The organism is Flavobacterium mekongense (assembly GCF_047038255.1).
Lineage (GTDB): Bacteria > Bacteroidota > Bacteroidia > Flavobacteriales > Flavobacteriaceae > Flavobacterium > Flavobacterium mekongense.
In genome coordinates this window covers 2054510-2079902 of sequence record NZ_CP174374.1, presented here as the reverse complement: position 1 = coordinate 2079902, position 25393 = coordinate 2054510, and the positions used below count along the sequence as shown (strand labels likewise).

At 36.8% G+C, this 25393-nt stretch carries 20 protein-coding genes; 9 read left to right on the top strand and 11 right to left on the bottom strand.

The annotated features are described in order from the left end of the window. Positions 1 to 43: 43 nt before the first annotated feature. Positions 44 to 1510, top strand: coding sequence for a MauE/DoxX family redox-associated membrane protein (locus ACJG85_RS08920; protein ID WP_412476194.1), 1467 nt, complete (start codon positions 44 to 46; stop codon positions 1508 to 1510). Positions 1511 to 1618: 108 nt separating this feature from the next. On the opposite strand, the gene ACJG85_RS08915 is transcribed toward ACJG85_RS08920, so the two are convergent. From ACJG85_RS08915 to ACJG85_RS08900, 4 genes are all read right to left on the bottom strand, one after another. Further along, on the bottom strand, positions 1619 to 1786 hold the full coding sequence (locus ACJG85_RS08915; protein WP_412476193.1) for a hypothetical protein: 168 nt from the start codon (positions 1784 to 1786) through the stop codon (positions 1619 to 1621). Between the two features lie 145 nt (positions 1787 to 1931). Next, the gene (locus ACJG85_RS08910) at positions 1932 to 4415 is read right to left on the bottom strand and encodes an alpha/beta hydrolase family protein (protein ID WP_412476192.1); all 2484 of its coding nucleotides are present in this window, start codon (positions 4413 to 4415) and stop codon (positions 1932 to 1934) included. A 65-nt stretch (positions 4416 to 4480) separates the two neighbouring features. Then, positions 4481 to 5875, bottom strand: coding sequence for a RagB/SusD family nutrient uptake outer membrane protein (locus ACJG85_RS08905; RefSeq protein ID WP_412476191.1), 1395 nt, complete (start codon positions 5873 to 5875; stop codon positions 4481 to 4483). 17 nt (positions 5876 to 5892) lie between these two features. Then, positions 5893 to 9015, bottom strand: coding sequence for a SusC/RagA family TonB-linked outer membrane protein (locus tag ACJG85_RS08900; protein ID WP_412476190.1), 3123 nt, complete (start codon positions 9013 to 9015; stop codon positions 5893 to 5895). Positions 9016 to 9847: 832 nt separating this feature from the next. Here ACJG85_RS08900 and ACJG85_RS08895 point away from each other — a divergent pair. From ACJG85_RS08895 to ACJG85_RS08885, 3 genes are all read left to right on the top strand, one after another. Then, positions 9848 to 10069 (top strand): helix-turn-helix domain-containing protein, encoded by a 222-nt coding sequence (locus tag ACJG85_RS08895; protein WP_412476189.1) that lies wholly within the window; start codon positions 9848 to 9850, stop codon positions 10067 to 10069. Between the two features lie 167 nt (positions 10070 to 10236). Further along, positions 10237 to 11685, top strand: a complete 1449-nt coding sequence (locus ACJG85_RS08890) for a P-loop ATPase, Sll1717 family (protein WP_412476188.1) — start codon at positions 10237 to 10239, stop codon at positions 11683 to 11685. Between the two features lie 11 nt (positions 11686 to 11696). After that, positions 11697 to 12407, top strand: a complete 711-nt coding sequence (locus ACJG85_RS08885) for a hypothetical protein (protein ID WP_412476187.1) — start codon at positions 11697 to 11699, stop codon at positions 12405 to 12407. 20 nt (positions 12408 to 12427) lie between these two features. On the opposite strand, the gene ACJG85_RS08880 is transcribed toward ACJG85_RS08885, so the two are convergent. Next, a complete protein-coding gene (locus ACJG85_RS08880; protein ID WP_412476186.1) occupies positions 12428 to 12664 on the bottom strand; it encodes a hypothetical protein in 237 nt (78 codons plus the stop codon). 122 nt (positions 12665 to 12786) lie between these two features. Here ACJG85_RS08880 and ACJG85_RS08875 point away from each other — a divergent pair, with 122 nt between their 5' ends. The 5 genes from ACJG85_RS08875 to ACJG85_RS08855 all read left to right on the top strand — a co-directional run bounded on the left by ACJG85_RS08875 (position 12787) and on the right by ACJG85_RS08855 (position 18349). Further along, positions 12787 to 13020 carry a helix-turn-helix domain-containing protein gene (locus ACJG85_RS08875; protein ID WP_412476185.1) on the top strand — a complete coding sequence of 78 codons (234 nt, stop codon included), beginning with the start codon at positions 12787 to 12789 and terminating at the stop codon, positions 13018 to 13020. A 127-nt stretch (positions 13021 to 13147) separates the two neighbouring features. Further along, the gene (locus ACJG85_RS08870; RefSeq protein WP_412476184.1) at positions 13148 to 13786 is read left to right on the top strand and encodes a hypothetical protein; all 639 of its coding nucleotides are present in this window, start codon (positions 13148 to 13150) and stop codon (positions 13784 to 13786) included. Positions 13787 to 13789: 3 nt separating this feature from the next. Next, positions 13790 to 15634, top strand: coding sequence for an ATP-binding protein (locus ACJG85_RS08865; RefSeq protein WP_412476183.1), 1845 nt, complete (start codon positions 13790 to 13792; stop codon positions 15632 to 15634). Positions 15635 to 15651: 17 nt separating this feature from the next. After that, positions 15652 to 17466 (top strand): DUF262 domain-containing protein, encoded by a 1815-nt coding sequence (locus ACJG85_RS08860; protein ID WP_412476182.1) that lies wholly within the window; start codon positions 15652 to 15654, stop codon positions 17464 to 17466. A gap of 1 nt (position 17467) precedes the next feature. Next, positions 17468 to 18349 carry a hypothetical protein gene (locus ACJG85_RS08855; protein ID WP_412476181.1) on the top strand — a complete coding sequence of 294 codons (882 nt, stop codon included), beginning with the start codon at positions 17468 to 17470 and terminating at the stop codon, positions 18347 to 18349. 7 nt (positions 18350 to 18356) lie between these two features. Here the strand turns inward: ACJG85_RS08855 and ACJG85_RS08850 are convergent, their stop codons facing one another. The 6 genes from ACJG85_RS08850 to dndC are packed head-to-tail and all read right to left on the bottom strand — an operon-like array spanning position 18357 to position 25386. Beyond that, complete coding sequence (locus tag ACJG85_RS08850) at positions 18357 to 19331, bottom strand: hypothetical protein (RefSeq protein WP_412476180.1); 975 nt, start codon at positions 19329 to 19331, stop codon at positions 18357 to 18359. Then, a complete protein-coding gene (locus ACJG85_RS08845) occupies positions 19318 to 20412 on the bottom strand; it encodes a hypothetical protein (RefSeq protein ID WP_412476179.1) in 1095 nt (364 codons plus the stop codon). The genes ACJG85_RS08850 and ACJG85_RS08845 overlap by 14 nt, the downstream gene beginning before the upstream one ends. A 49-nt stretch (positions 20413 to 20461) precedes the next feature. Further along, positions 20462 to 21622: a cysteine desulfurase family protein gene (locus ACJG85_RS08840; RefSeq protein WP_412476178.1), complete on the bottom strand. Its 1161-nt coding sequence runs from the start codon at positions 21620 to 21622 to the stop codon at positions 20462 to 20464. Continuing rightward, positions 21622 to 21984: a DNA sulfur modification protein DndE gene (dndE, locus tag ACJG85_RS08835; protein WP_412476177.1), complete on the bottom strand. Its 363-nt coding sequence runs from the start codon at positions 21982 to 21984 to the stop codon at positions 21622 to 21624. The genes ACJG85_RS08840 and dndE overlap by 1 nt, the downstream gene beginning before the upstream one ends. After that, positions 21974 to 23992 carry a DNA sulfur modification protein DndD gene (dndD, locus tag ACJG85_RS08830; RefSeq protein ID WP_412476176.1) on the bottom strand — a complete coding sequence of 673 codons (2019 nt, stop codon included), beginning with the start codon at positions 23990 to 23992 and terminating at the stop codon, positions 21974 to 21976. The genes dndE and dndD overlap by 11 nt, the downstream gene beginning before the upstream one ends. Continuing rightward, a complete protein-coding gene (gene dndC / locus ACJG85_RS08825) occupies positions 23989 to 25386 on the bottom strand; it encodes a DNA phosphorothioation system sulfurtransferase DndC (RefSeq protein WP_412476175.1) in 1398 nt (465 codons plus the stop codon). The genes dndD and dndC overlap by 4 nt, the downstream gene beginning before the upstream one ends. Positions 25387 to 25393 lie beyond the last annotated feature (7 nt).

The following is a 25393-nucleotide window of genomic DNA, read 5'->3' as shown; positions in this document are numbered from 1 at the left end:
CTAAGTAATTGTTTTTAAGAATTTTACATAAAAATAATGTAGAATGAAACTTCAAATTACTAAATCGAACATCATACAAACTGTAGTCGTACTCAACATCCTACTCTTCACTTATGCGGCCGTAAGTAAAGCACTAGACTTCCATAATTTCCCAATCCAGTTGGGTCAGTCTCCCCTTTTAAGTGCTTTTGCAGATTGGGTTGCTGTTGCAGTTCCTTTGGTAGAATTTATTATTGTATTGCTCTTACTTACAAACAAATATCGCTTGTTAGGACTCTATGGGAGCTTTGCTTTAATGACAATGTTCACGGCTTACATAGTAATTATTCTCAACTTCAGTTCTTTCACCCCATGTTCTTGTGGTGGCATATTAGAAGAAATGACTTGGACACAACACCTTGTTTTCAATATAGTTTTCGTGGTATTATCGGGTTTGGCAATTTTATCTAACGCTTTTAACAGATTTGTGATTGGCTATTTATCTATTCTTGCCACCTCTGCTATTGGTCTTGTAGTTGCACTCTTTTTAATGTCTGAAGACATCATCCAACATCGCAACAACTTTGTCCGAAGACTACCGGCACAATTCTCAAAACAACACCAAATCGACCTTGGATATAATTCATATTATTTCGCCGGAATGGCCAACGGAAAAATATATTTAGGAAACACTACTGCCCCATTATTACTAACTGAAATCGATACCTCTCTAAAAAGCAAAAAGGAATTGGTAGTGAAATTAAACAATCTAAACCTGCCATTCCGTTCTCTCCAATTGCAAGTTCATGCTAAGAATTTCTATGCCTCCGATGGCACAGTCCCGGCGGTATTTCGCGGTAAAACAGGGCAATGGTATGCCACCCAAATGCCGCAAGTAAAAAGTAAGTTTTCAAATCCGGTGTTTAGCGATTCGACCTCGTTTGCATTTCGTACACACAAAGCCAATGCCGAGAATGTTTTAGCCCGCTTTGATGAAAAACAAAATAAAACAATTACCAACCCAACCATACTTCAAAAACAAGTTGACGGTATTTTCGATACCGATGGCATCCTTAACTACGACCCTAATTCCAACCTGTTGGTATACCTATATTACTACCGCAATCAATATATCGTTTGCGACTCCAAACTTAACATAATCCATCGCGGCAACACCATTGATACTATTAGTAAGGCACAAATCAAGGTGGCATTCAATAAAGACCGCAATGAAAAGAAACTTGCTGCACCGCCTTTGACTGTAAATAAAAACGCCTACCTCCATCGCGGACTACTATTCGTTAACGCTGCACTGATGGGGAAATTTGAAGATGAAAAAATGTGGCAACAGGCGAGTATAATAGATGTTTACGATGTGAAAAATCGCTCCTACATCGTAAGCTTCTATGTCTACAACATTGAGGGCAAACGACTAAGCCGCTTTGCAGTGGAAGGCCATACGTTTTACGGAATCATAGGTAATCATCTGGTAAGCTACAAAATGAGCTACCTGATACACAAACGACTTTAACCTTAGGTTTTGGATAAGTGAAAAAAAGACACCAAAAATATAATTAGCTAATTATCAGGGGGAAGATCGAAAACCTGCAAACAGAGTAGATCAATAACTTGTAATTTTTTATTTTATGAAAAGATTCAGCAAATTCATTCCTATGGCTGCACTAGCTTTAGGATTGGTTGGCGCTCTTAGCTCGTTCACTACGAGTGCTGAGGCCAAAGACACCATCAACATCCCGGGGTATCTTAAAGCGAACCCTTTCGGAACGGTGTGTAACACCTCCATCATGTGTTCTGATGATGGCCTACAGTTATGTACCGTTGGCAGCACTCAAGTTTGGGGCAAGGATGCCAGCGGTAATTGTGTGGTTGAATTGAGACGCAACCACCAGTAACCAAAAGCAAAGCAGTTCCGCAGGGAACTGCTTTGTTATTTAAAAAGTATCTGGAGTAAACCAATCCGGCTTAGGAGCTCCTTTCAAGTAATAGTCCCACCACTGACTCATGCGTCGAGTTATATCAGCTTGATGTTCAGCTTTGGTCAAACCGTGTCCTCCTCCTTCATAAAGCAACAATATATTAGGCTTTCCAAGCCTGCGCAAGGCCAAATGGAATTCGAGGCTCTGTCTGTAGTCAATAGCGCTATCATCAGTACCTGTCCAAAGCAAAAATGGCGTGTTCACCTTGGGCGCAAATGTAACCGGAGAATTTTGCAGGTACCGTTCAAAATTATCAAAAAGCGGTACACCCATCCTAAGCTGATTAAATTCGTAGCGCCAAGTATCCTGCTTTTTATTGTTTAATCCTACACTCAGATAACTACTGATAAAGTCATTAAAACCGGCACCCGAAATGGCTGCGGCAAACAAATTTGTCTGTGTTACGATAAAGCTGGTTTCGTATCCGCCAAAAGAGTGACCAATAAGGCCTATTCGCTTTTTATCTACCGATTCATGAGCCAATACCTCATTTATGGCAGCGGTCACACAATCAACCGCCGAAACACCCGGCTTTCCCTCTTCGTAGGCAATATCGGGCAGCAGTACAAAGTATCCCTGCGTAGTCAGGTTACTAATATTGAATCCATCCTCATTCTGCAGTGTAGGGTTTACATATTGGTTATAATACTGCGATAAATGCTCGTAAATATGCACCACCATTGGATAGCTTTTAGTTGCATCATAACCTGCTGGGTAAAAAAGAGCACCGCGAAGCGGCTGTCCCTTAGAATTCTCATACGAAAAGCGTTTTGAAAATCCCCAAGCATAGTATTTTTGCTGCTCATTACTTTGGCCGATTACTTTAAACTTACCGCTAGGCTGTTTTACTATTAACTGTGGTGATAAATGGTAATGCTCCCTAATTAATATACTAACACCGGTATGGGTTCTTTTAAAACCACTAATCCTATTCGGTTCAAAAACTATTGGCTGTGCACCACTTTTTAAATTCCAGCTAAAATAACCGCTTTTATCAGGACTTACAGCCTTGAGCACTATCCCTTTTGTCAAATCTACTACCTTGTCTGTTGGTGTGCCAATGGTTTTATAGTCCTTTTGCGGAACAAGTCTAAATACAATGCCTTCTTCCTTACCCCTGGTGAGTCTTACAGCACTGCTACCATCAGTCTTTAGGCTCCAAATATCATACGCATCATACACCAAAACAGCATCATCGTTAGCTGTCCATCCGGCAACACTCCATACCCTTTCATCTCCCGAACGGTCATAAGAGTGGTCTACAAATGAATGCCCCAGTAATCCGGTCAGATTCCGGTGGGTATCTCGCTTGATATCATAAATCCACCAGTCTTTGTCTTTAAAATAGGCTATATAGTCTCCTTGCGTTGAAACTCCCATTTTGGTCCTATCAGGACTTTGCTTCGCCAAAGCTAACCTTTGAGAACCGGTAACAACATCCCGCAAATAAAAATCAATAGGTGCATCATAGTCAAATTGGGGTTCGTTTGTCATAGGGTCATAGACCAAAGCCATTTGCTGTCCAGGCAACAATTCCTGATAGGGGAAACTGACCGAAGTCACCATTTTGAACTGTTGCGTTATCGGTTGCCACACCGCTAGTTTGGCCCTATCGTTCCAACCATTAACGGATAACTTTCGGGGAAATGGCAACTTATCTGCCGTATTCCACACTTGCACACCACCATTATCCACAGCTACCTGTTTTGGTTTAACGCCAAAAAACACCCTTTGCCCATCATCCGATATGGATAACTCGGTCACAGAAGCATTATACAATTCACCGTCTTTAGGGAAATCTACAAACTGCTTTTTATCAAAAATGAAATGCTTCTTTTCCGCAAGTTGATAATATCCAACGTAAGCGTCAGGACCATTTGTCAAATAAGCCACCGAAGCGCCATTAGACTGCCATACTGCAGAATGGTATTGTTGCGGCTTAGATTCAATTAGTATGGGGTGGTCTAAATGGTTAAGATCCAGCAATAATAATTGCCCATCATAATCACACACTACTTGGTCACCCACCGGACTCACCAAAAACAATGTGGTTCTTGGAATCCTTTTCAGTACCTTCCCATCCATGGTTACTACCAATAAATCGCCTGCTGCTGTACCAGAGTTCTCATGCATTACTAACAAATCACTATGCAACGCAAGTTTATAATTACCAATGTTTGAGTGCTTAATTGATGTACCGGTCTTAAGGTTAACCACGACCACTGCTCCATCACCGCCACGATATACAAAGTGGTTGTTGGCGGCAAAGCGTCCATCTGTTCCGCTGGCAAAAGTATAAGCCTTGGCTTTTTGGGTATGTTTTACAAACAAGGTGTCCTTACCACTTGCATAAGTGAAACTATAACTCACCCAGTTACCATCCTCCGATAACTGCTCTTGCTCCAAGGTATGCCACAAGGAGTAATCTGCCTCTGTCAACTGTTTCTTCGCAACCTGTGCCCATACCGGGCAGGCCGCCAATAGTATTAAAAGTAACTTTTTCATTAGTAGCCTGCGTTTTGGGGTTCTAAATTGGGATTAAGCAACAACTCATTTTGCGGCAACGGGAACAAGGCTTCATGAAAATCCCAACCGGGTTTTACAACATCAAGCACAGTAGTAACTTGACCCGCGCGTTTCAGGTCTAAAAAGCGGTGGCCACTCTCGGTAAAGAATTCAACCCGTCGCTCCTGTAAAATGGCGCTAAGAAGTGCTTCCTGGCTTGAAGCGGTGGTATCAGGCAAACCGGCCAAGTTGCGAATCACATTCAAATCATCCTGTGCTCCGCTCAAAAAACCTTGCTTGGCCCGTGCTTCGGCCCGAATCAAATACAGTTCCGACAAACGCAAAACTATAGAGTATTCCGAGCTACTTCCCGCAAAACTTTGCTGCTTATATTTATAGGCATGGTACCACGTATCACTGCCATTGCTAATAGCCCTTACCCAATGAACCTTGCGCAAATCACCCGGCTCAAAAGCTGTAACAATAGAGCTACTTAACGCCACAAAAGGAGGTGGTCCGGAGTTAAAAATAAAATTAGCACCCTCACCTGTGCTGCCACCATTATTTTGAGGAATAAGCTGCCACAAGGTACTCGGACTATCTTTCAAAAAGGCACTGTCAAAATCAGTCACCAAGGAATAGGTTCCGGTTTCATTCAATACTGCCGAGGCTTCATTTGCGGCTTCAGCATAACTGCCATGGTAAAGGTAAACTCTGGCCAGTAAAGCAGTAGCCACCCACTTATTGGGGCGCACCCTGATGCCGCTAAAATCATAATCCGGTAACAACGCCTGCGCCGCTGTTAAATCGGCTATACAGCGGTCATACACTTCCTGTGTTGAAATTTTATTAACTGTTTGATTTTGTTGATAATTAGTAGTTGTTATATAAGGTACTGCTCCAAACAAATTCGTTAAGCTAAAATGCACCAACGCTCTAACAAACAAAGCCTCACCCATCAACTGGTCTTTATCAGCTTGAGCCAGTTTAGTGGCGTTATTTACACCCTCATAAACCGTATTGGCAGCGTAAATTTGGTTATAGCTTCTACTCCACCATTCCGTCACCACACCATTCGTTGGCAACACTGTATTGGTGTATAAAAACTGTGTTTCACCGGTACTAACGCCGTAGTAATCCAACTCATCGGCATAAACACCTAAAGCAACACTCATACCCGAGGCATTGCCCGAAAGCAAACCGCTATCTCGTAATTTAGCGTAAATATTAGTCATGGCAGCGTTGGCTGTGGCTCGCTCTTCAAAAACAGTACCGGAGCTAAGTTGTGAATTCGGAAGTCCAACATCCACAAAGGAATCACATCCAAAAGTCAAGGCAACTACTACCATAAGCAGTAGTGACCGTATTACAATTGTATAATTAAGGTTTTTCATAATCAAATCGTTTTAAGTTAAAAGCTAAACTGCAAACCTGCCGTAAACACCTTCAAAGGTGGCAAGTATCCATAAGTAGTAAATTCGGGGTCTCGACCCTCATAGGAGGTAAACGTCAACAAGTTCTGTCCCTCCAAGGTAACCTTACAACTGGCACCAAATAGCCATCGCTCAGGAACTTTATAACTTAAGGCAACATTCTTTAAGCGCACAAACGAGGCATCACCAATCACCGCATCGCTTTCATAATAGTTGAAGTAAGCATCCACCGCATCGCCGTTATACCCTGCCGTGTAAACCTGAAAACCTGCGGTATCACCCGGTGCTTGCCAGTGCTGCAATACAGCCGTAGGCTGGTTACCCATAGTACCCGGCACTCCGGTCATAGCTGCCGCAGTATAGTTGTCTTGCTTCACAAATTGAAACATCACATCAAGGGCCCAACGTCCATAAGTAAACTGGTTGCTCAATCCACCAAAAAAACTGAGGTTAAAATCTTTTACAACTTGTCGGTCCAATCCCGATAATACCCCATCACCATTCATGTCCTCAAACGTAAAAACACCCGTCTGAGGGTCTAAACCGGTATAGCGATACACCTTTTGGATATTCAAAGCCTCACCTATCACAAACTGATTGCGGTAGGTAGAGGTGGCCAAATCCGGAAACGACAACAATTTGTTTTTCGAAAAGGAAATATTAAAATTCGTGGTCCAACTAAAATTCCCATTTTGAAAATTCACAGTCCTAAGGGTGATTTCAGTACCACGGTTTTGTACTGTAGCATTAAGATTCCCTTGCAACGAAGGAAATCCCGTAGTAGCCGGCATCGGAATCCCAACCAATTGGCTCGACGAACGGTTATTATACCAACCCAACGTCAGGAAAATGCGGTCTTTAAAAAAACCGGCCTCTAAAGCCAATTCCAGCTTTTTATTGGTCTCCCATCCAAAATTCGGATTGTTCAACCGCGTAGGCTCCAAACCTATCACGCCATTATAACTAACACCCGACGACAAAAAGGTATCCAAAAACTGGTAATCGCCTATCAAGTCATTACCGGTAGTCCCATAACTACCGCGCAATTTTCCAAAACTTAAGATGCTTTTGTCTTTAATAAACTGCTCCTCACCAAACAGCCAAGCGGCTCCTACGGCTCCAAAAGTCGCAAACTGATTACCCGGCCCAAACCGACTACTGCCATCCCTACGACCGGTCAAATTCAAGATATACTTGTCTTGGTAGGAATAATTAAACCTCCCAAAAAAAGCTTGATACTTGTAATCGGTCTGTTGATCCTGCAAAGTATTTACACTAAAAGCAGAAGCCAAATTATAAATAAGGCTGTTGCTCACAAACCCATTCCCCTGCTGCACCAATCGGGTGCCTTTTTGTTGTTGGAAAGTCCCTCCTGCCAATAGTTCGGTTTTACCGTAGCGCCATTGTTGTGCCCAACTCAGCTGTGGCTCGGCTATCCACGAACGGCGATTCACCGTATTCACTATCAAACTCGAAAATTCAGGTCCGGCACCATACACAGGGTCGTATATTGTCGAGGGTGTTGTGCGGGTTTCATCATGCTTGGTATCAGTAACCCCAAAGGCCGACTTGAGTTCCACTCCGGGAAGCAACATATAACCTATCGTTCCATTGGCTATAACATCATAGGTTTTAGTGCGGTATTTACCGGCCAACGCCGCCAGTGGATTTTCCCAAGTGCTGCCGGCCCAATTTAAACTGCCGTCATCATTATACAGCGCCGGAGCATTAGGAGCTAATATCATCGCGGTGCGCGACAGGTCTACCGCCGGTTGGTCGTTATCCTGCACCGTGTAGGCAGTAGAGAGCGATAATCGAAACTTTTGGCTCTCGCTGGCGTGGTTCAAATTACTGCGCAGCACGCCTCTTTTATACCCAAAATCACCCGGGAACACCGTGGTCTCATCATGAAACGTACCACTAACCATAAACTGTGTTTGGGCGCTACCACCACTCACACTGGCATTGGCATCTTTGTAAGTGGCGGTGCCGCCAACCAACGCCGCCTGCCAATCAGTATAACGGTTCGGGTCCCAAGTACCATTCACATCAAAATCCATAAATGAGGGCGCAAATCCATCATTGGCAAACGCCTCATTCCGCATGGCAAGGTATTGCTCTGTATTCAAAAGCTTCATAAACTGGGTAGCATTCGCCACACCCTGCGATACACTCATGGTATAACGCGTTTTGCCTTGCTTGCCTTTTTTGGTGGTAATCAGAACTACCCCATTGGCACCACGTGAGCCATAAATAGCCGTGGCATCGGCATCTTTTAATACCTCTATGCTTTCTATATCCAGCGGATTAATACTGTTCAGCGGATTGGCCAGCGTAGGCATCACACTGGTAGTTCGGGAATTCCCTACCGATTCCGACGAATAAGGCACGCCGTCTATCAAATACAACGGACTATTCCCTTCCGCCCGCAAACTGTTCTGCCCTCTAATCTTTAGGTCAAAACCACCACCGGGTACACCGCTGGTTTGCGTTATACTTACTCCGGCCATCCTGCCCTGCATGGTCGATAGCACGTTAGTCACCGGTTGTTTTTCTATGTCTTTAGAGGTAATTTTCGAAATGCTACCCGTACGCTCTTTGTCTTTTACAGTATAGTATCCGGCGTTTACCGTTACTTCTTTGAGAGTTGTGGCATCTTCTTGTAGCGTTACATTAATTACAGTACTATTGGTTACTGTTACCTCCAGTGTTTTATAACCTATGTAACTAAAAACCAATACATCATCAGTTTTAGCTGCAATAGCGAACTTACCAGTTTCATCTGTTATTGCATTGATATTTGTGCCTTTAATAGTAACTGTCACACCTGGTAACACTCCATTACTATCTGAAATGGTTCCGGTAATTATTTGCTGTGTTGTGATTGATAGAGTAGAAAAATCTTTTCCCTTATCCCTTATCCCTATTGACTCACTCAATTCATCTGGATAAGCAATTTGTGTCACCCTGAGCGCAGTCGAAGGGCCTTTCCCTTCTCCTTCAGCAGGAAAAGCAAAACAGCTTAGGCCTAAAAGGAACATCCATAAATAAATAGAATACCAAATAACAGACCTACCCCTGAATAATAAAGATTTATTCATAATTTTGGTTTGGTTTAAATTGAACATTAGTTTGTTTAAGCTTCGGCTTCCTATTCTAGTTTGGCGACGAGGTAGGAAGTCTTTTTTTTTGTTTGTTTGTGCATTGTCACCCCGAGCAAGCCTGTCCTGAGCGGAGTCTAAGGATCGGGGGGCAATTAGTGTAGTCATGTTGTTTATACCATAGGCATTTATGTTTTGTGGTTAATAATTCTGCGTTGTTACGGCCTTAGAATCTGGAAGCGAGTGTCAAATATTCGAAGTATTCTTAAAATGAAAATCTGTTTGAGGCAACGCCGAGTTATTTTCATTTAGAATGCGAGAATCAATTTGACCGCTGAAGATTCAGAGCCTTGACTTTTTGCTTCTTTTGGGTCAAGCCAAAAGAAGAAACCTGCGCGGGGTATAGTAACTTAACTAACCCAACCATAAACTATACTCAAACCCACGCAGGATAAAAGTTATAGTCTAAATAAATAATAAGGTGAATCGAATAAGCGGAGAACCCGTTGAAGTCTTAATCCTTTGTACTCCAGTCTTAATACTCTTTTTTAGCTTCGCAAAAAAAAGGCGCGGTACTCAGCTTATTGCGTTAGAGGTACTGGTATACCGTGCAACAATAAGTGAGCCCACGCCCTAGGAGCGTGAGCATTGTCACTTATCATCTCGTTGCAAAAATTACCAGTTTTCTAACGCGAGATTCAAAGCGAATGCTTCAATATTGTCTATATGAAGAATCGCAAAAGTAAAAATTCTATGGCAAATATAAACAATTATTCTTACAATCGGACAGCTGTCCGAAATATTTTAAGCTTTTACGAGTTATTTTGTTGAGATGTCAGATTTCAACAGAAAAATATGCGATTATATAGCCAAAAATTGGATTGGCAAAGATGAAGCAAATACACAATTTGCTTTAAATCATAACATTGATGAAAAGACAGTACGTAGAATTAAGAATGATGAAAAATACAAGATAAGCATTGAAACTCTGTTGAAGATATGCGAAGCACGAAATTTAAAACTTTCTGAGTTTTTCAAGTTAGTTAACCTTTGATTTAATTTTTACCTGTTATACCACATTAAAAGATGCTTCGGCATCTTTTTGATTTGAGATAATAACTCTTATTGATATAATTTTCAGAAAATTATAGTTAGAAAATAAATCAAAATCTTCAATAGCATTAATATGCTAACCAACCAAATAATGTTAAATAATTATTGATGGCAAAAGAACTGAAATTTACCGAAGAAAATATTAGAAAGATTTTTGGAGCTTACGACGGAGAAGGTGAAAAAATTGATAGATTAAGGGAATACTTTTTAAAAACCGATACCTATGAATCAACAGCGGCAAATGTGCCTGTAAAAATTCTGGTAGGAAGTAAAGGCGTAGGAAAATCTGCTTTATTTAGAATTGCAATAAAAGAGGGCCAAGAAAATGGAAAGTTATGTATATTAATTAAGCCGAATGATATAGCTGAAATTGGAGAAAGACATGAGTCTTTAATGATTAGTATTCGTCAATGGAAATATGGTCTAACAAAAATTATTGTTCGTAAAATTTTGGAGCAGTTTGGACTATATGAAGATGATGCTATCGTAATTGATCCCATTCGGTTTGGAGGGAAAATATTTCCACTTTTAAATGATGTGTTTTCTAGATATCAATCATCCGGCAAAAATCCTTTAGTAGGCTATGACAAATATCTTAACCCAAATATTGATTATCCAATTGAAATTTTTTTAGATGATTTAGATCGAGGGTGGCAAAATAGAAAAGAAGGTCTCATCATGATATCTGCCCTCATAAACAGCATTAGAGATATGTCAACTGAAAACGAAGGGGTTATATTTAAACTCGCTCTTCGTACTGATGTTTACACTGCCGTCCGTACTGAAGATGAATCATCAGATAAGTTTGAGGGATTGGTAACTTATAACAGCTATAAAATTCATGAAATCTATGTATTATTGATAAAACGAGTTTTAACATTCGAAAACATAAAATTTGATGAAGAAGAGTTACTGGCTTCTTCACAAAAACAAACGGCACATCATCTTAATAGTGTCTTTGAAGAAAAATTTAATGGAGAAGGCGAATGGGAGAATAAACCAATGTATGTTGTCCTACTGTCAATTATACGCAACAGACCACGTGATTTAGTAAAGCTTTGTACAATGGCAGCAAAAGAAGCATTTAAAAATAAGTCCTCTAAAATTAGAACCAAAGATTTACAAAGTATATTACCTGAGTATTCAAAGAGTATCATTAATGACACTATTGCAGAATATAAATCTGAATTGCCATCCATTGATCGACTCATTTACGGCATGAAACCTAACAAAAAAACCAGAACTACTTCTGAAGCATATCATTTTACAAGTACTGAGCTTAAGAGCAAACTTTTTAATTTATCTCAAATGGGTGAATTTCGATTCGCTTCCGGAAAAAATGCTACCCCGCAGGATTTAATAACCTTTTTATTTAAAATTGGATTTCTTACAGCGACTAAAACAATCGAGGGCGGGGGTATATTGAGAAAAACTTTCGAAGATGCAAGTCACCTTTCAAGTTCTTACATGGATTTTGGTTTTAATTGGGAAGTACATATGGGATATAGGTGGGCTATCCAACCTGATACTCTTGATGATATTTGGTCAAAACTTTAAAATGAAATTTCATGAAAAAAATTTGTTCATACATTATTCTGGTTTGTTTCTTTTCAACCTTTGCACAAAAAAAGGATCAAGAATTAATAACGACCAAGAAAAGGGAATCGAATAAAGACACTATTGTTTTGTCTACACCGAGTGTGCTACAAATTAAATCTGTGTCAGACAATGATGCCGATAACTTTGACTGGAGTAAAAATATGCCGTGGATTGGGGCAATTATAATTGGCTTATCAACTGTAGTAGCTAACATAATTACAAGTAATCTATTAAGAAAAAGTAATTCCGCCGCAATAAAGCAACAAACCGAAAATGCAAAGACTATTTCTGATGAACAGCTGGAATTAGCAAGATCAAACAGTGAAAGAGATTTTAAAAAGACTGTCCTTTCAACGACAAGACAATTATGGATTAGTGATTTTAGGAATATCTTAAGTGAATTACTTTCAATTACTGCAATTTTTTCTTTATCACAGAAAATGGAGGGTGAAAGCAATTTTAAATTTAATCTCTATCTTACAAAGGCAGAATTGATGTTAACAGATTCACCAAATCACTCAGAGTTAAAAAAACAGTTAGACGAATTGAAAAACTGTTGTTTAGGTATAATGATGCAAACTAAATCCGTTGAAGAAATGGAATTGATTGTAAGCAAGATAAAAACTCAAACAGCACGCATTTTAAGTGAAGAATGGGAGAAAGCAAGCAAGGCTGAATAAATAGTAACCTGCGGTTTAGCTTAGATATTTATTAAAAACTCTTTTAAATCGAAATTTTGGTTACACACCATATATATTGCTGATGAGCTTCCAACGTATTCTTTCGTTACACTTGAACCATCATGTAGATATTGATCCAAATCTTTAATTCTATAGAATCCTTTGTTCTCAATTAAGGCACAAGTCACAAAAAAAGGATACTTATTCCCTTTTCTTTCAGCCATTTTACAAATCAAATAATACGGACGTTCCAGCATGACTTTATTTTTTCTAACTAATTTATAAAAATAAGACGATGATATTAATTCAATTTATGATTGGAGTATAATCATACGTCAATCTATTTCCCTTTTTGAAAGAACTTTCCCTTTAGTAATAAATGGACAGAAAAGACCAAATAAAATTAGATTTCGGAAAGAATTTAACACGCCTTCGCAATGAGAAGAATCTGAGTATTAGAGCCTTGGCTAATAGTGCCGGTCTTGAATACAGTCAGGTAAGACGAATAGAAAATGGGCAGGTAAACCTCGCTTTAAGCACTATCATAGCTTTAGCTGAAGGTTTGAATATAGAACCTGCAATATTGCTTTCGTTTCCTGGTGCAAAAAAATAATTCCGGACTTTATTTCCTCATTTTAACTTTTCATCCCTTTAGTAAACATAAGGCCATTAAACAATGGTCATAAATTTTAATCCTGCAGTGTCTGGCGGTTGCCTCCATTGCCAAAACAAATTAAAATATGATAAACAAAAACTACAGGGAGAGCTACGTCCCTTCCGAAACGGAGCAGGTAGATTGGGTTGCGTTCGAATTTCTTCAGAACAAAAGAGAAAATCTTCTCGAAAAAAGCCTAAAATCAAACACTTATTTCAAAATCGATGCTATTGAGTATGCCCTAGACCGCGTTCTTGAAAATCCAAATCGGTTGGCTACCGGTGAGCAATTAGCCAAAGACCTATTCCGTGATGGAAAAAGAGTAATATCTTCAAGACTTGGATTACAGGGTAATGGTAAAGTTCGCCGTGAAGCTTATGAGTACAATCAAGAAAAAGATGTTTCTCAGGTTGAATTTGAAAATTACAATTTTGAGAATGCTGTAATACTTATAAAATCTAGTTTTATTGCATTGCCAAAAAATGAAGCTCTCGCACTTTACTTGCATACCGTTGGCCTAACAACTGCAGAAAACATAAAACAGTTCCTCAACGTTACTGTTAGACATTATAGAAACTTATTGAATCAAGCCAAGAGAAAACTTCAAGATTGTCCCGGATTTAAAGAAGCGTTTCTACTAATACACTTGCACTCGGATGATGCTGACATTAGAGAGTTCTTCACATCATTAATAAACAAAATGTTTAACTACCAATTATCATAAAAAATGAACAATAATTTCACCCACTTTAAAGCAGAACTGGTTAAGCCCGATGTCGCTTTACAGAGTTTCCGTGATGGAGGCTACAATTTCACCGATGCTGTCGGTGAAATTGTAGACAACTCTATTCAGGCTGGTGCTCGCAACATTAAATTTGACTGGAAAATTGAAAACGTAAAACGTGATAAAAGTTCCAAATCAAAAAGAGAGATGACTGCAATTGCAATCTTCGATGATGGTCAAGGAATTCCTCCAAACATCCTTCCAAGTGTCTTAACAATTGGTTTCAGTACAAGATACAACAACCGTGATGGTATCGGACGCTTTGGTGTTGGTTTCAAATTAGCTTCTATAAGTCAAGCTAGAAGGCTAGAAATATATACTTGTCCTACTTATTTAGATAGCGATGTTTCTAAAGATAGTTCAGGTAAAACTTCCATCTCCTACAGAGAAAAAAATGTTACTAAACAGATTTTTAAAAGTTATCTTGATTTAGGAGAAATATTAAATGGTACCCAAATTGAATACAAATGTGAAAAAGTTGACAACTATCCTATAGATTTCCAGCATCTTACAGATAGCAGTGAAAACGGTACTTTAATCATTTGGAAAGATATAGATAGAATGAATGAAGATAGAGCCTATTCGGAATCAATAGACGAAAAAATTTCTGGACTTGCATTCTTTTTAGCAAGGACATATAGAGTGTTTATCGATAAAGGCCTTAAAATATATTTACCTGATAAAAATAGATCCTTATTTGCATTCCATGAACCTCTGGAACCATACGATCCAACTTTCCAACTCGAAAATAAAATTGCTGAAAGTCTTTCTGAAGAAAGTATGAAAGGTGAACTTGTTGAAGAAGGTCAACTAAATATTGGTAAAGAAATTGTGAGGTGGAGGGTATTTTTGACTCCCAAAGTAACAAGAATGGTCCGCGGTGGTGGTGGTATAGCAGGACCTAAAAGTGAACACCAGTTTAAAAGACTCCACATTCCGGAAAATCAAGGAAAAATTAGTTTTCTGAGACATGATAGAGAGATTAGCTATACTAAGGTCCCTTATATGATTCCTTTGGATTTAGAAGATAAAGCAGGGAGTTTAGATCGTCATATCGGAATTGAAGTATTGTTTAATCCCAGTCTTGATGAATATTTCCAAGTCAAACATATTAAGCGTGGTGTTGAACCGGTAAAAAAATTACGCGACGAGTTAAAAAACGCACTCACAAAACCGGTTAAAGCAGCTCGAACAAGAATAAGAAAGCTTTGGGACGAAGTCAGTGAAGCAAAAAGAGAAGAACTATTTAATGAAGATATAAGCGGTGGTAGAGAAAGAACAGAAGAAACTGCAAAATTTTCTAATGCAAGTATGCCGGTTAGCCGCTCAGGTGAAACCATCACGCCTGACGAGGAGAATGAAATTATTATTCAGGCAGCACAAGATGCCGGCATAACCAATGAGGAAGATCAGGCTAAATTTGTTGAACAAGTCCAAGAAGCTCCAATTAAAGCCATTGAAGTTGGTTGGTTAGGAAAAGGATTGCTCGATATTGAACATTTAAACAAGACACTTCTAATTAAAATTAATAAACGTCATCCTTTTATCAAAGATATTTATACACCATTGAAGGAAGCGAAACTTAAAGGTATTTCAGAAATGGAACCGGAATATATAAGCGAACTATTAAGAAAAGGGATTGAAGGGATAGACCTATTGTTCTTTGCTTACGCTAAAGCGGAGAGCATGCATCCAGATCCGGAATCAGTATATCTTGAATTAAGAGAAGACTGGGGTAAGTTTGCTGCGACTTATCTTAAGAATCATCAAGAGTTAGATATTGCCTAAACTTTAATTTAAAAACTATGAATGTCAACCCTATCTATAATGCTGTTGGGAATTTTTTTGAACATAAGCCAATGTTCCGAGTTCCCAAATACCAGAGAAGCTATGCTTGGGACAAGTCCGAATTAGAGGACTTTATTAAAGATGTTGAGAATGCTTATTTCAAGAGAAAGAATGGAAATCCAATTAATCATTTTTTTGGAGGAATAGTAAGCGTTTCACAAATAGTTCCTGGTGCAGTAAACCAAAATGAATTTGAACTCGTGGATGGACAGCAACGAATGGCAACATTTGTCTTGTTCATTGCTGCAATAATTTCTGTTTACGAAAAGCTTTTATTAGAAGCGAAATCTAATCAAGATATTCAGAATGAGAAAATAATTGAAGGAAGAATAGCTGAACTTAAGTTAAGGTTTGTCGAATTTGAACAGGAAATACAGCGAAAAACTGAAACAGTTGAAGTATTAAAATTATCACGTGCAGATGAAGATTTATTCAAAGATTTGATTAGACAACGAAATATTAGCCCAATAAGAGAATCACATAAAAGAATAAGTAGCGCCTATGAAGACTTAAAAGCTAAGGTATCACAATTATCCGGATCGGGAAATATGGCTACTCGGCTTGACAATATGGAGATATTTAAACAATTAATGGACGGTGATTTCTCAATAATTCACATTATAACCGACAATAAGCTTGAGGCATATACTCTCTTCAGAGTTTTAAATGACAGAGGAAAAAGTTTGACTGATGGTGATTTACTTCGTGCTTCCACTCTAGAGTGGCTTGAAGGATTCCCTAGTCACCAAAACCGAATCGAACTATTATGGGATGAAATCTTAAAAGACAGTCCAAATATTACTGAAGAATATTTGAGATGGATTTACGCATCAATAAAAGGAGTAAGACCAGGGAATTTTAGTTTATATGATGATTACGTTCAAAACTTCTACTGTTTCACAGGAGGACATATAAATGCTGCCTTTGCAGATCAAGTTTTAAGGCATACTCAATCATTGCTCAAAGAAGTCGAAAATTGTAGAAAGCTATTACAGTACAGTGAGTGGCCCTTCATCATACAGACCCCAATTACCCCTTGGGATTTAGATAGACAAAAGCTTCTCTTGAGAGAATTAGGATTAAAAGTAACAATGCCGTTATTATTAGCGGCATGTCATACCGATCAGTTTAGATATTCTGAAATTGTGCAGTTATTAGAAAAATTTCTTTTTAGATATAAAATTATTGGTAATCAACACATAACACCAGTACAAAACTTAATTAATACCGAATCTTTAGTAATAAGAACAAATTTTCAAACATACAATGTAAATTCTTTAAGATTACAACTATCAACATTACAAAGCAGTAAAATAGATAATGACTTATTTAAGTCATTACTTGACAATTTAAATTATAAAGAGGGAGGTGGAAATCAGCCAATTAAATATTTTTTAATGACTTTGGAGCACTATTGGAGGTGGTATCAAAATGGAGCTATTGGTCAACCAGTTTGTAATGATAAAACACGAATATACACATTCTCTGACACTACGATTGAGCATGTTTATCCGCGCAATGCACATGGCTGTGTAGTTGACAATACTTTAGAACCACTCAAGAATTCGATAGAGAATCTAACGTTTATGGGCCCAACAGATAATCATAATGGTGGTAATAGCAACTTTGTGACTAAAAAACCAATATTTCTTCAATCGTCAGTTCATATGAATGTAAGAATCGGTTCATATAGTGCATGGGATACCAATACATTACAAAAAAGGAAATCCGAACTTCAGGATATGGCCTGTAAAGTATTTAATATTACTTAGAATGAAAATCGAAAGAAGTAATGTAAATTTTCCAATTTGGCGCAAGAAGGTTGATAAAACCGTTTTAAAACTTGGCTATACCCCCATTCCATCTTGGGTTCTAGATTTATGGAAAATCAAATCGCAATTCCAAAATACAACTTCGAAAAAAGACATTACTGCTTCTGTGTCAATACAATTTAAACACAAAACATATATTGGCTTCATCTCAAAGTCAAAACGTGACAAAGGTAGAGATTATTATAGACTTTATATTGGTACTGAATTGTGCGATGAACTGAAGTCTACATTTGTTATGTCTTACATGAGGTCGATTGAGCAACAATTAAGGGAAAGTAGTAAGAATTCACTTGATGTTGAAAAAGAGATTCCCTTTTGGGAGTTTTTGGATATTGAATATGATAATTCAAGACGCATCTTTTACTTTACTGCTTACTATACTCAAGGCATTATATTTCCAAGACTGTTTACTAGTTTGATTAAGTCAACCGCTTTAAAACAGTTTGAAAAAAATGATGATGATTTTACAATAACAAAAAGTGGTTGGCTTGAAAAATCGACTTTTATAAACCAGTTTAATGCAAATAATGTTATTTACTACCTCATTGATACAAAAAAAAAATTACTATATATTGGAGAGACAGATAAATTAGTTGAAAGATTCAAACAGGGACATAATATTATTAATGACTGGGAATATTACAGATATGATATTCTGCCTAAAAGTCTTTTGAAAAAACAAAGAGTCGCTCTGGAAAGAATGCTTATTGCTTGTTTTGCAACTCTACTCAGCAACGATAAAAATAATTCCCCAATATTTATTTCAAATTACAAGCTAGTAAATAAAAAGATTGATTATATAGATGTTTCATCATTATTATAATTAATGATTACACAACATCCGGTTTTCGTTCTAAACATTTGTCAATAATAATCTTAGATAAGATAGAATCAAAAAAGCTCAAATCATCTAAATAATCTAAAATTCTTTTCCTTTCAAAAATAAGTACATTAATTATTTCGTCCCCTTGATGGAAACCCCTTTTTTGAAAATCGATAATAGCATAAGGAATAAAAAGAGCAGAACGAGATTCTATTCGATAAAACTTTAAATAATTATCATATCTCTTAGGCTCAGCTTGTTTGTCATACCATTTTTTCCCACATGCACATTGAGCCAAAATGACTAATTTATTTCCCACCCAATCATCAAAAGGGAGTAATCCAATAACATCCAGGCCTCGCTCCATAGTACCAATTGGCGAAATTCTGGCCAACCCTTCTTCATTTACCTCAATATTTATATCATTAGCTAACTGCCTAATCTTATCTACGGCATAACCTTTATACATTGAATTTTTACCAAATGATTTGACAATGGCTTTTTTAGGCAAATAATTCACTAAAGCTTGATAACTTATTTCCTCAAAATCAGTTGTAATATTTCCATAGTATTTACCAAAAATATTGAGATTTGAACCAAATAAAAGATGAATATATATTTTTTCTTTATTTGATAACTTATCCTTTAAAATAATACTTCTGTTTTTATAAACAAATGGATACATTTCTTTGTAATTAAAGGCTCGATCTTCAATGAGTTGAAAAATTTGATTTACCCACTTTTCATTTTCATCGTTCTGTTTTGACTGCTGACTTAAATCTTTAGCCTGATTAATTATCCCAGAATCCTTAAAACGATCTAAAACTTCAGCAACAGTAAATATTATATCTCTTGAAAATAAAGACATTAATTCAACATAATCCGCATAAAGATGTAATAAATGTTCAGATGCTTCAGGCGGAGTTAAAGAAATTTTTTCTATGAAAGAATCTATAGATTCTAATATTTCAGTCTTCGTCATCTCTAATTTCCTCGATTACTCTTCGAATTTTACTACTTGTTGTCCTTATTGCTTTTAAATCATCTTCTAATTCAGGGTAAAATTCTTTTACTCTTGCTACTAAGCTATCAGCAAATTCTAAATTTTGTAGCGCCTTCTGTATAGATAATTTAAATTTTACATCTAATTCTCCAGTTAATTCTTTTGCTCTTTCTAAGGTATAACCTTTCTGATCAAATGCAATCAATGCTGCTTCATTACCAATTATAGCATTTAAATCTGCTAAATCAGCACTATCACCTAGAAGTCTAGTTTTATTTTGATCATTTTTTTGGAATAGCCATTGTGTCCATTTTTCAAGATTCTGTTCATTAAAGTTCTCAATTGGATTCTCATTTAAAAGTTCAACTCCTAAAAACTTTGCGATGTTAGACTTATTTAGACTATCTGCTATATAATTAAAGTAAAATGTGGTGTCGTTTAAATCTCTGATTTTGTAAAAATCGGCGTCTTCAATTCTTTTATATATTTCAAACCCAATCAAAATTCTTTTAACATAATCCCTCTTACTCCCTATTATCTTCGCAATTTCACGAGCTGCATTGTCAACAGACTTATCAGAAAAATTACTGAGCCAAAGAGAATGTAAATATCGAGCCTTTTCCAACAATCTCCATTCTTTAATTCCAGTAATATGTCTGAAGCCTAAATATGTATGTATATTTTCTTCACTACTAAAAATAAGACATGGAATATTAACAGGTCGCTCAGTAGTATCTTTTAAAACTCTTTCGATCGCAGTAGTCTGAACTGTTGCCAATTCAGGATTATTTAACAAAGTAACGGCAGAAAATCTTCTATTTCCTTCGATGACTTTATATTTTTGATCTTTATCCCTTACAACCAATAATTGTTCCCCAGGAAAAAAACCGTTAACACCTATTGCAAGCATTAACTCAATTAATGATGCATCTAATAACATATAATTGAGTATAACTTCATCACTCTTTCCTCGCAAGGATTTAGGAAGTCTTGGATTTTCTTTATCAAGTTTTAGTTCCTTGATATTTATCTCTTTGTATGTAGGGTTGTAGCTATTCACATTTAAGGTTTAATTAAGCCAATATACGAATTTAGAAAGTAATTCAACTTTACACAAGTTCTCGAATTTTTTTTATTGTTTCCAAAATTATATCCGTCGCAGTAAAAATTTGATCTTTAGTAGTTTTTCGGCCAACACTTATTCTTATTGCATTGTGTGCCCTCTCTTCCCCAAATCCTAACGCAGAGATAACGTGAGAAGGTTCTGTACTTGTAGTGGTACAAGCTGAACCAGCAGAAATTGCAATGTCTTTCAATTGAACTATTAAAGCTTTACTCTCAACTCCGGGAATGCTGATATTCAAATTATGAGATAATCTTTGTTCCGGATGTCCATTCAAGACTATCTCGGGAAATTCTGCTTTGAGTGTTGTATAAATTAGAGTAATTAGTTCTTTATATCTTGATGAATCGGTTCGCATTTCTTTTAGAGCAAGTTCAATTGCTTTTCCTATTCCAACAATAGCCGGAACATTCAATGTCCCCGAGCGTAGTCCTTTTTCGTGTCCGCCTCCATAAATAACTGGGCTTAAATTAATCCTTGGGTTACTTTTTCTCCGATAAAGTACACCGATACCTTTTGGCCCATAAATTTTATGCCCCGATACAGATAAAACATCAATGTTCATTTTCTGTACATCTATTGGAATGTGTCCCACTGCCTGTGCAGCATCAGTGTGAAAAATAATGCCATATTTTTTGGCAATTGCCCCAATTTCTTGCAATGGAGCTATGGTACCAATTTCATTATTGGCAGCCATTATCGAAATCAGTATAGTTTCTTTAGTAATTGATTTTTCGAGTAACTCTAAATCAACCAAACCATATTGATCCACGGGAAGGTAAGTTACCAAATATCCTTGCGTCTCCAATTTTTTACAGCAATCAAGAACTGCCTTATGTTCAGTAACACATGTGATGATATGTTTTCCTTTATCGACATACTTTTCAGCAACACCAAAAATGGCTATGTTGTTTGATTCAGTAGCACCACTTGTAAAAATAATCTCTTCCGGTTGTGCATTAAAAGCTTTTGCGATTTGTTCCCTTGCTTTATCCACAGCTTGTTTGGCCACAAAACCATATTCGTGATCAATGCTGGCAGCATTACCATATACTTCGGTAAAATAAGGTAACATGACTTCCAATACCCTCGGATCTACTGGTGTAGTGGCATGATGATCAAGATAAATTATTTTATTAAGTTCCATTAAGCCGGTATTAACTGTGCAAAGTCTTTTACACTTCCAATTCGTTTTGAAAGTAAAATCACTCCTCTATTCATATGAGCTTTGAAATAATCAAAATATTGTGATTCATCAATTCCGGCATCAATACATCGCTGCTTTAAAAGCGCTATATACAGTTCTTCTTCATGTCCTATCAAAATCTTTCGGTCAATCTCAATATCACCATCAGCCTTATAATCTGATGGATTAGGCTCAACCATATCATTTAAGGAAATACAAAATCCTATGCGACATATTACATTCCAATTAAGAGCCATTCGGCCTTTCATTTTATTTAATGCGTCAGATGCTTCCTTAGAAAAACGTAATCTATTAAATTTCATTCGTGATATTTTCTTTATAAATTCTATCAATCGTAATCAATTTGCTCGCCTGTTCTTCATAATCATATTCTAACAAATATTGATTGGCAACATGGGGTTCTAAACTATCCATTACATCACCAGCCAATTCCATATCGGTACCAATCAAAATAACCTGCGGATGTATAGCAGGTAAAAATTGTTCAACAAATGCCTTCCTGTGCTCTAAATCTAAACGCGCCAGTGGTGTATCTATAATTAGTGGTAGTGATATATTGGTCAGTTCACGAAGCCCCCATAAAAAGGATATGATAAGCAATTGTTTCTCACCGGCCGATAAATGTGCATGCTCAACAATAATATTTTTACGGCCTAATCTTATTTCAAAAGTTTGTGAGTCAATAATAAGTTGATCAAGATAACTCTCCTTCCTACAAAGCAAGTTGAATTTATCAAGAACTTTTTCTTGTAATAAATCTAGTTTTTTGTTTAAGAGGCGTCTTCCATATTCTTCTAATACCAATTTTGTTCTATTGGTTAATTTTATTCGTTCGTCTACATTTGTGTCAAGCTGCATTTTCTGTTCCAAAGAAGTCAATTTAGAAGTGTAAAACTCCTTTCTTTTATTAGCTTCTTCAATTTTTTTATTAAGCGATGTCAATCGCTGTTCATCAGCTCCAATCTTTTTATTAACATCTTGAATCTCTTTCATAAGAGGAGCAAGTAAATCATCTTTTGAAAATGATAATTGTTCTTTATTTAATAACTTATTCCTTTCATCAATGGCGCTAATCCGCTCCGACTTTTTCTTAATTTCTCCTGCAACATTGTTAAGAATTTCGTCAATCCATCCTATTAATAATGATCTTTCGCTATCAGACATCTCATGATAAACAACTTCACTGTCAGTAAAGATTTCTGGTTTGGTTAACAAAAATTCTCTTATCGGGCCATATATCTTTTTCCCCTCAGCTTCAGTAATAGCTAAACTTTTAAGAAATTTAGATTCATTGAGCTTTGTAGCAAGCTCGGTGAGCTTTTTGTCAAGAAGATTTCTAGCGTGAAACCAATTATTGATATCTTTTTCAATAATCAATCGTTCTTTCAGTTTGCGCAAAAGTGTTTTACAAAACACAAACGGACCTAACGTACTATACAATTCAATTAGTTCCTTTTTAAGGATATTTGATTCGGATTCTAAATGTAATTTTTCACGCTTTAAATCATTTAATGTATTACCAAGCCATCTTCCCTGATTTGAAATTCTCTTTTCAATCTGTTGTGCTTCAATTTTAGATTGAAGTAATGTATCTGACAATTTTGATTTTTCATCCTCAAGGCTAACAATCTCTCTTCTAATTTCTCCAATTTCTTCTTTGGACTTGGTGATTTCAGATAGAATTTGGACAGCATCCTTTTGAGCATATAATTTATTTATGTAATAATTTAGATCGGTGTTAAGAAGATCAACAAAATTAAGACCAAACAGATATCGACAGCTTTCAGCAATAAATCCGGTTAAATTGTTTTCATCATAAAGTGATAATAACTTCTCACCATCAAAAAACATAACCTTGGCAAGACCCGGCTGTATAAGCTCCCTTAGAAATAAATTTTTTTCCTTTTTATTGAGTTCATTTAGCGGCTTGCCATTTTCTTCAATTATAATGTTTTCATCTACATTTGAAGAGCTATTTGTCCAAGAGCGTTCAATTTTATATTTAACAACTTCGCCAGATTTTACAAACTCAATATTTAATTCAATCTTTGTTAATTCATTTGATTTGTGTCCCTTATAAGATCTTTTAGAGAGATATTTTTCATAATTCTGTTCGGAAACTCTATTATCAATAGATAATGAACCCAGTAAGCAAAGATGTATGGCTTCAAGCATCGTCGATTTACCTACTCCATTTTGTCCTGAAAGAACTGTAATGTTTTTATTAGCTAATACATTTGGGCTAAGAGAGATGAGGTTTTCTCCCTTATAAAGTCCAAAATTTGTTATTCTTATACTTTCAATTATCATTCTGTATCATTATTCTCAGGTTGGGTAATTAGATGTTGTATGTCTTCGAGTGTTCTCCAGTCTTTTTCGAAAATTTTTTCAATTGTTGAATGAATCGAAGCTCTCCTGAACATCCCATAACTTTGCCATTCAGCATCTAGTAATCTTTGCAATAATTGCATAGGAACATCATGCTCTTCAGATAACTCATAAAGTATCGACAACTCTGTCGCGCCTGGAACAAAGATATCAGAAAATGTCCCTGCGAGTTCTTTTCCAGTAATGTTTTGATAAATATCAGGAAGCTCATCATTCCAATCTTGTCTTTCACTAATCCAGATTCTTCTTATTTCAGCAATTTCAGCCAAGCTAATTAATTCATATTTTGGATCATGTTTTTTTACCAATCGTTCAGTTTCGAGCAATCGTTTAAACATTTCTTTTGAGAATTCCAATTTGTAGGTACGATAACGTAATTTACCTGTTTCAGAAATTTTAATCCTTCCATCTCGACCTCTAAATTCTCTTTGCAATGGTTTTACTTCTGGATTTTGAGTAGACGAAAGCCAATCCCTGAAATCTAATAATGGAGTCATCCATTCTTCCCCAGAATCAATCATGGCTTCCATAGATTTATCTTTCGAGACCACTGTACAAGTCCAACAACCAAATCTACTATTTCCGCAAGATGGAGTACTATCATCAACAACTAAAGGACATTCCCCGGATTGTGCAGAACGGTATAATGCTGAAAGATGCCTATTATCCATTCCCCATGGAGAGATTGGCTGATTGAGTAAATAAGTCCAAATGTCATCGGTTGTAAATTCTTCAACCGGCATAAAAACCCATGCTCCTCTTAACTTACCATGACGGGACAATTTATATCCTTTAACCTCGTGATTATCAATCACTTTATTTCTATTAGCACTCTCATTTCTTCTCATACCTAAGGCCAAAATAACTTCTCCGTGTTCTGCTACTTTTTCAAGGATAAATTTATTCGATGGATTTATTTTCATTCGGTCTGTACACCATCTAAATCCTGTATTTGGTGCTGGATAACCCTTACCGATTAGATTCACCCAAAAAGTATCTTGTAGTTCAGGTGTCAAGGTGTGAGCGGTTAAGTTGAGTTGTTGTTCTTTAGCTGCAGCATTCATTTTTTGAATGGCTGAACTAATATAGTTGACAATTACCGGTGTTTCAACTAATGTATCTGTAGAAATTACATGAATTGGTTTTGTTCTTTCTTCAACTGGTAACTTGACAATTGCATTCCATATTAATTGCAGTGTTGCTGTAGAATCCTTACCTCCTGAATAACCTATTACCCAGGGTAAGGATGATGTTTTATATGTATCCTGAATCTCTTTATAAATATCATTCAGCGTTTTTTTATCAAATACAGACATAAAATTT

Bases quoted from the DNA above. Each gene is read 5' to 3' on its own strand.
- ACJG85_RS08920 (WP_412476194.1), top strand. From the start codon at position 44: ATGAAACTTCAAATTACTAAATCGAACATCATACAAACTGTAGTCGTA.
- ACJG85_RS08915 (WP_412476193.1), bottom strand. From the start codon at position 1,786: ATGATGGAGGTGTTACACACCGTTCCGAAAGGGTTCGCTTTAAGATAC.
- ACJG85_RS08905 (WP_412476191.1), bottom strand. From the start codon at position 5,875: ATGAAAAACCTTAATTATACAATTGTAATACGGTCACTACTGCTTATG.
- ACJG85_RS08900 (WP_412476190.1), bottom strand. From the start codon at position 9,015: ATGAATAAATCTTTATTATTCAGGGGTAGGTCTGTTATTTGGTATTCT.
- ACJG85_RS08895 (WP_412476189.1), top strand. From the start codon at position 9,848: ATGTCAGATTTCAACAGAAAAATATGCGATTATATAGCCAAAAATTGG.
- ACJG85_RS08890 (WP_412476188.1), top strand. From the start codon at position 10,237: ATGGCAAAAGAACTGAAATTTACCGAAGAAAATATTAGAAAGATTTTT.
- ACJG85_RS08885 (WP_412476187.1), top strand. From the start codon at position 11,697: ATGAAAAAAATTTGTTCATACATTATTCTGGTTTGTTTCTTTTCAACC.
- ACJG85_RS08880 (WP_412476186.1), bottom strand. From the start codon at position 12,664: ATGCTGGAACGTCCGTATTATTTGATTTGTAAAATGGCTGAAAGAAAA.
- ACJG85_RS08875 (WP_412476185.1), top strand. From the start codon at position 12,787: ATGGACAGAAAAGACCAAATAAAATTAGATTTCGGAAAGAATTTAACA.
- ACJG85_RS08870 (WP_412476184.1), top strand. From the start codon at position 13,148: ATGATAAACAAAAACTACAGGGAGAGCTACGTCCCTTCCGAAACGGAG.
- ACJG85_RS08865 (WP_412476183.1), top strand. From the start codon at position 13,790: ATGAACAATAATTTCACCCACTTTAAAGCAGAACTGGTTAAGCCCGAT.
- ACJG85_RS08860 (WP_412476182.1), top strand. From the start codon at position 15,652: ATGAATGTCAACCCTATCTATAATGCTGTTGGGAATTTTTTTGAACAT.
- ACJG85_RS08855 (WP_412476181.1), top strand. From the start codon at position 17,468: ATGAAAATCGAAAGAAGTAATGTAAATTTTCCAATTTGGCGCAAGAAG.
- ACJG85_RS08850 (WP_412476180.1), bottom strand. From the start codon at position 19,331: ATGACGAAGACTGAAATATTAGAATCTATAGATTCTTTCATAGAAAAA.
- ACJG85_RS08840 (WP_412476178.1), bottom strand. From the start codon at position 21,622: ATGGAACTTAATAAAATAATTTATCTTGATCATCATGCCACTACACCA.
- dndE (WP_412476177.1), bottom strand. From the start codon at position 21,984: ATGAAATTTAATAGATTACGTTTTTCTAAGGAAGCATCTGACGCATTA.
- dndD (WP_412476176.1), bottom strand. From the start codon at position 23,992: ATGATAATTGAAAGTATAAGAATAACAAATTTTGGACTTTATAAGGGA.
- dndC (WP_412476175.1), bottom strand. From the start codon at position 25,386: ATGTCTGTATTTGATAAAAAAACGCTGAATGATATTTATAAAGAGATT.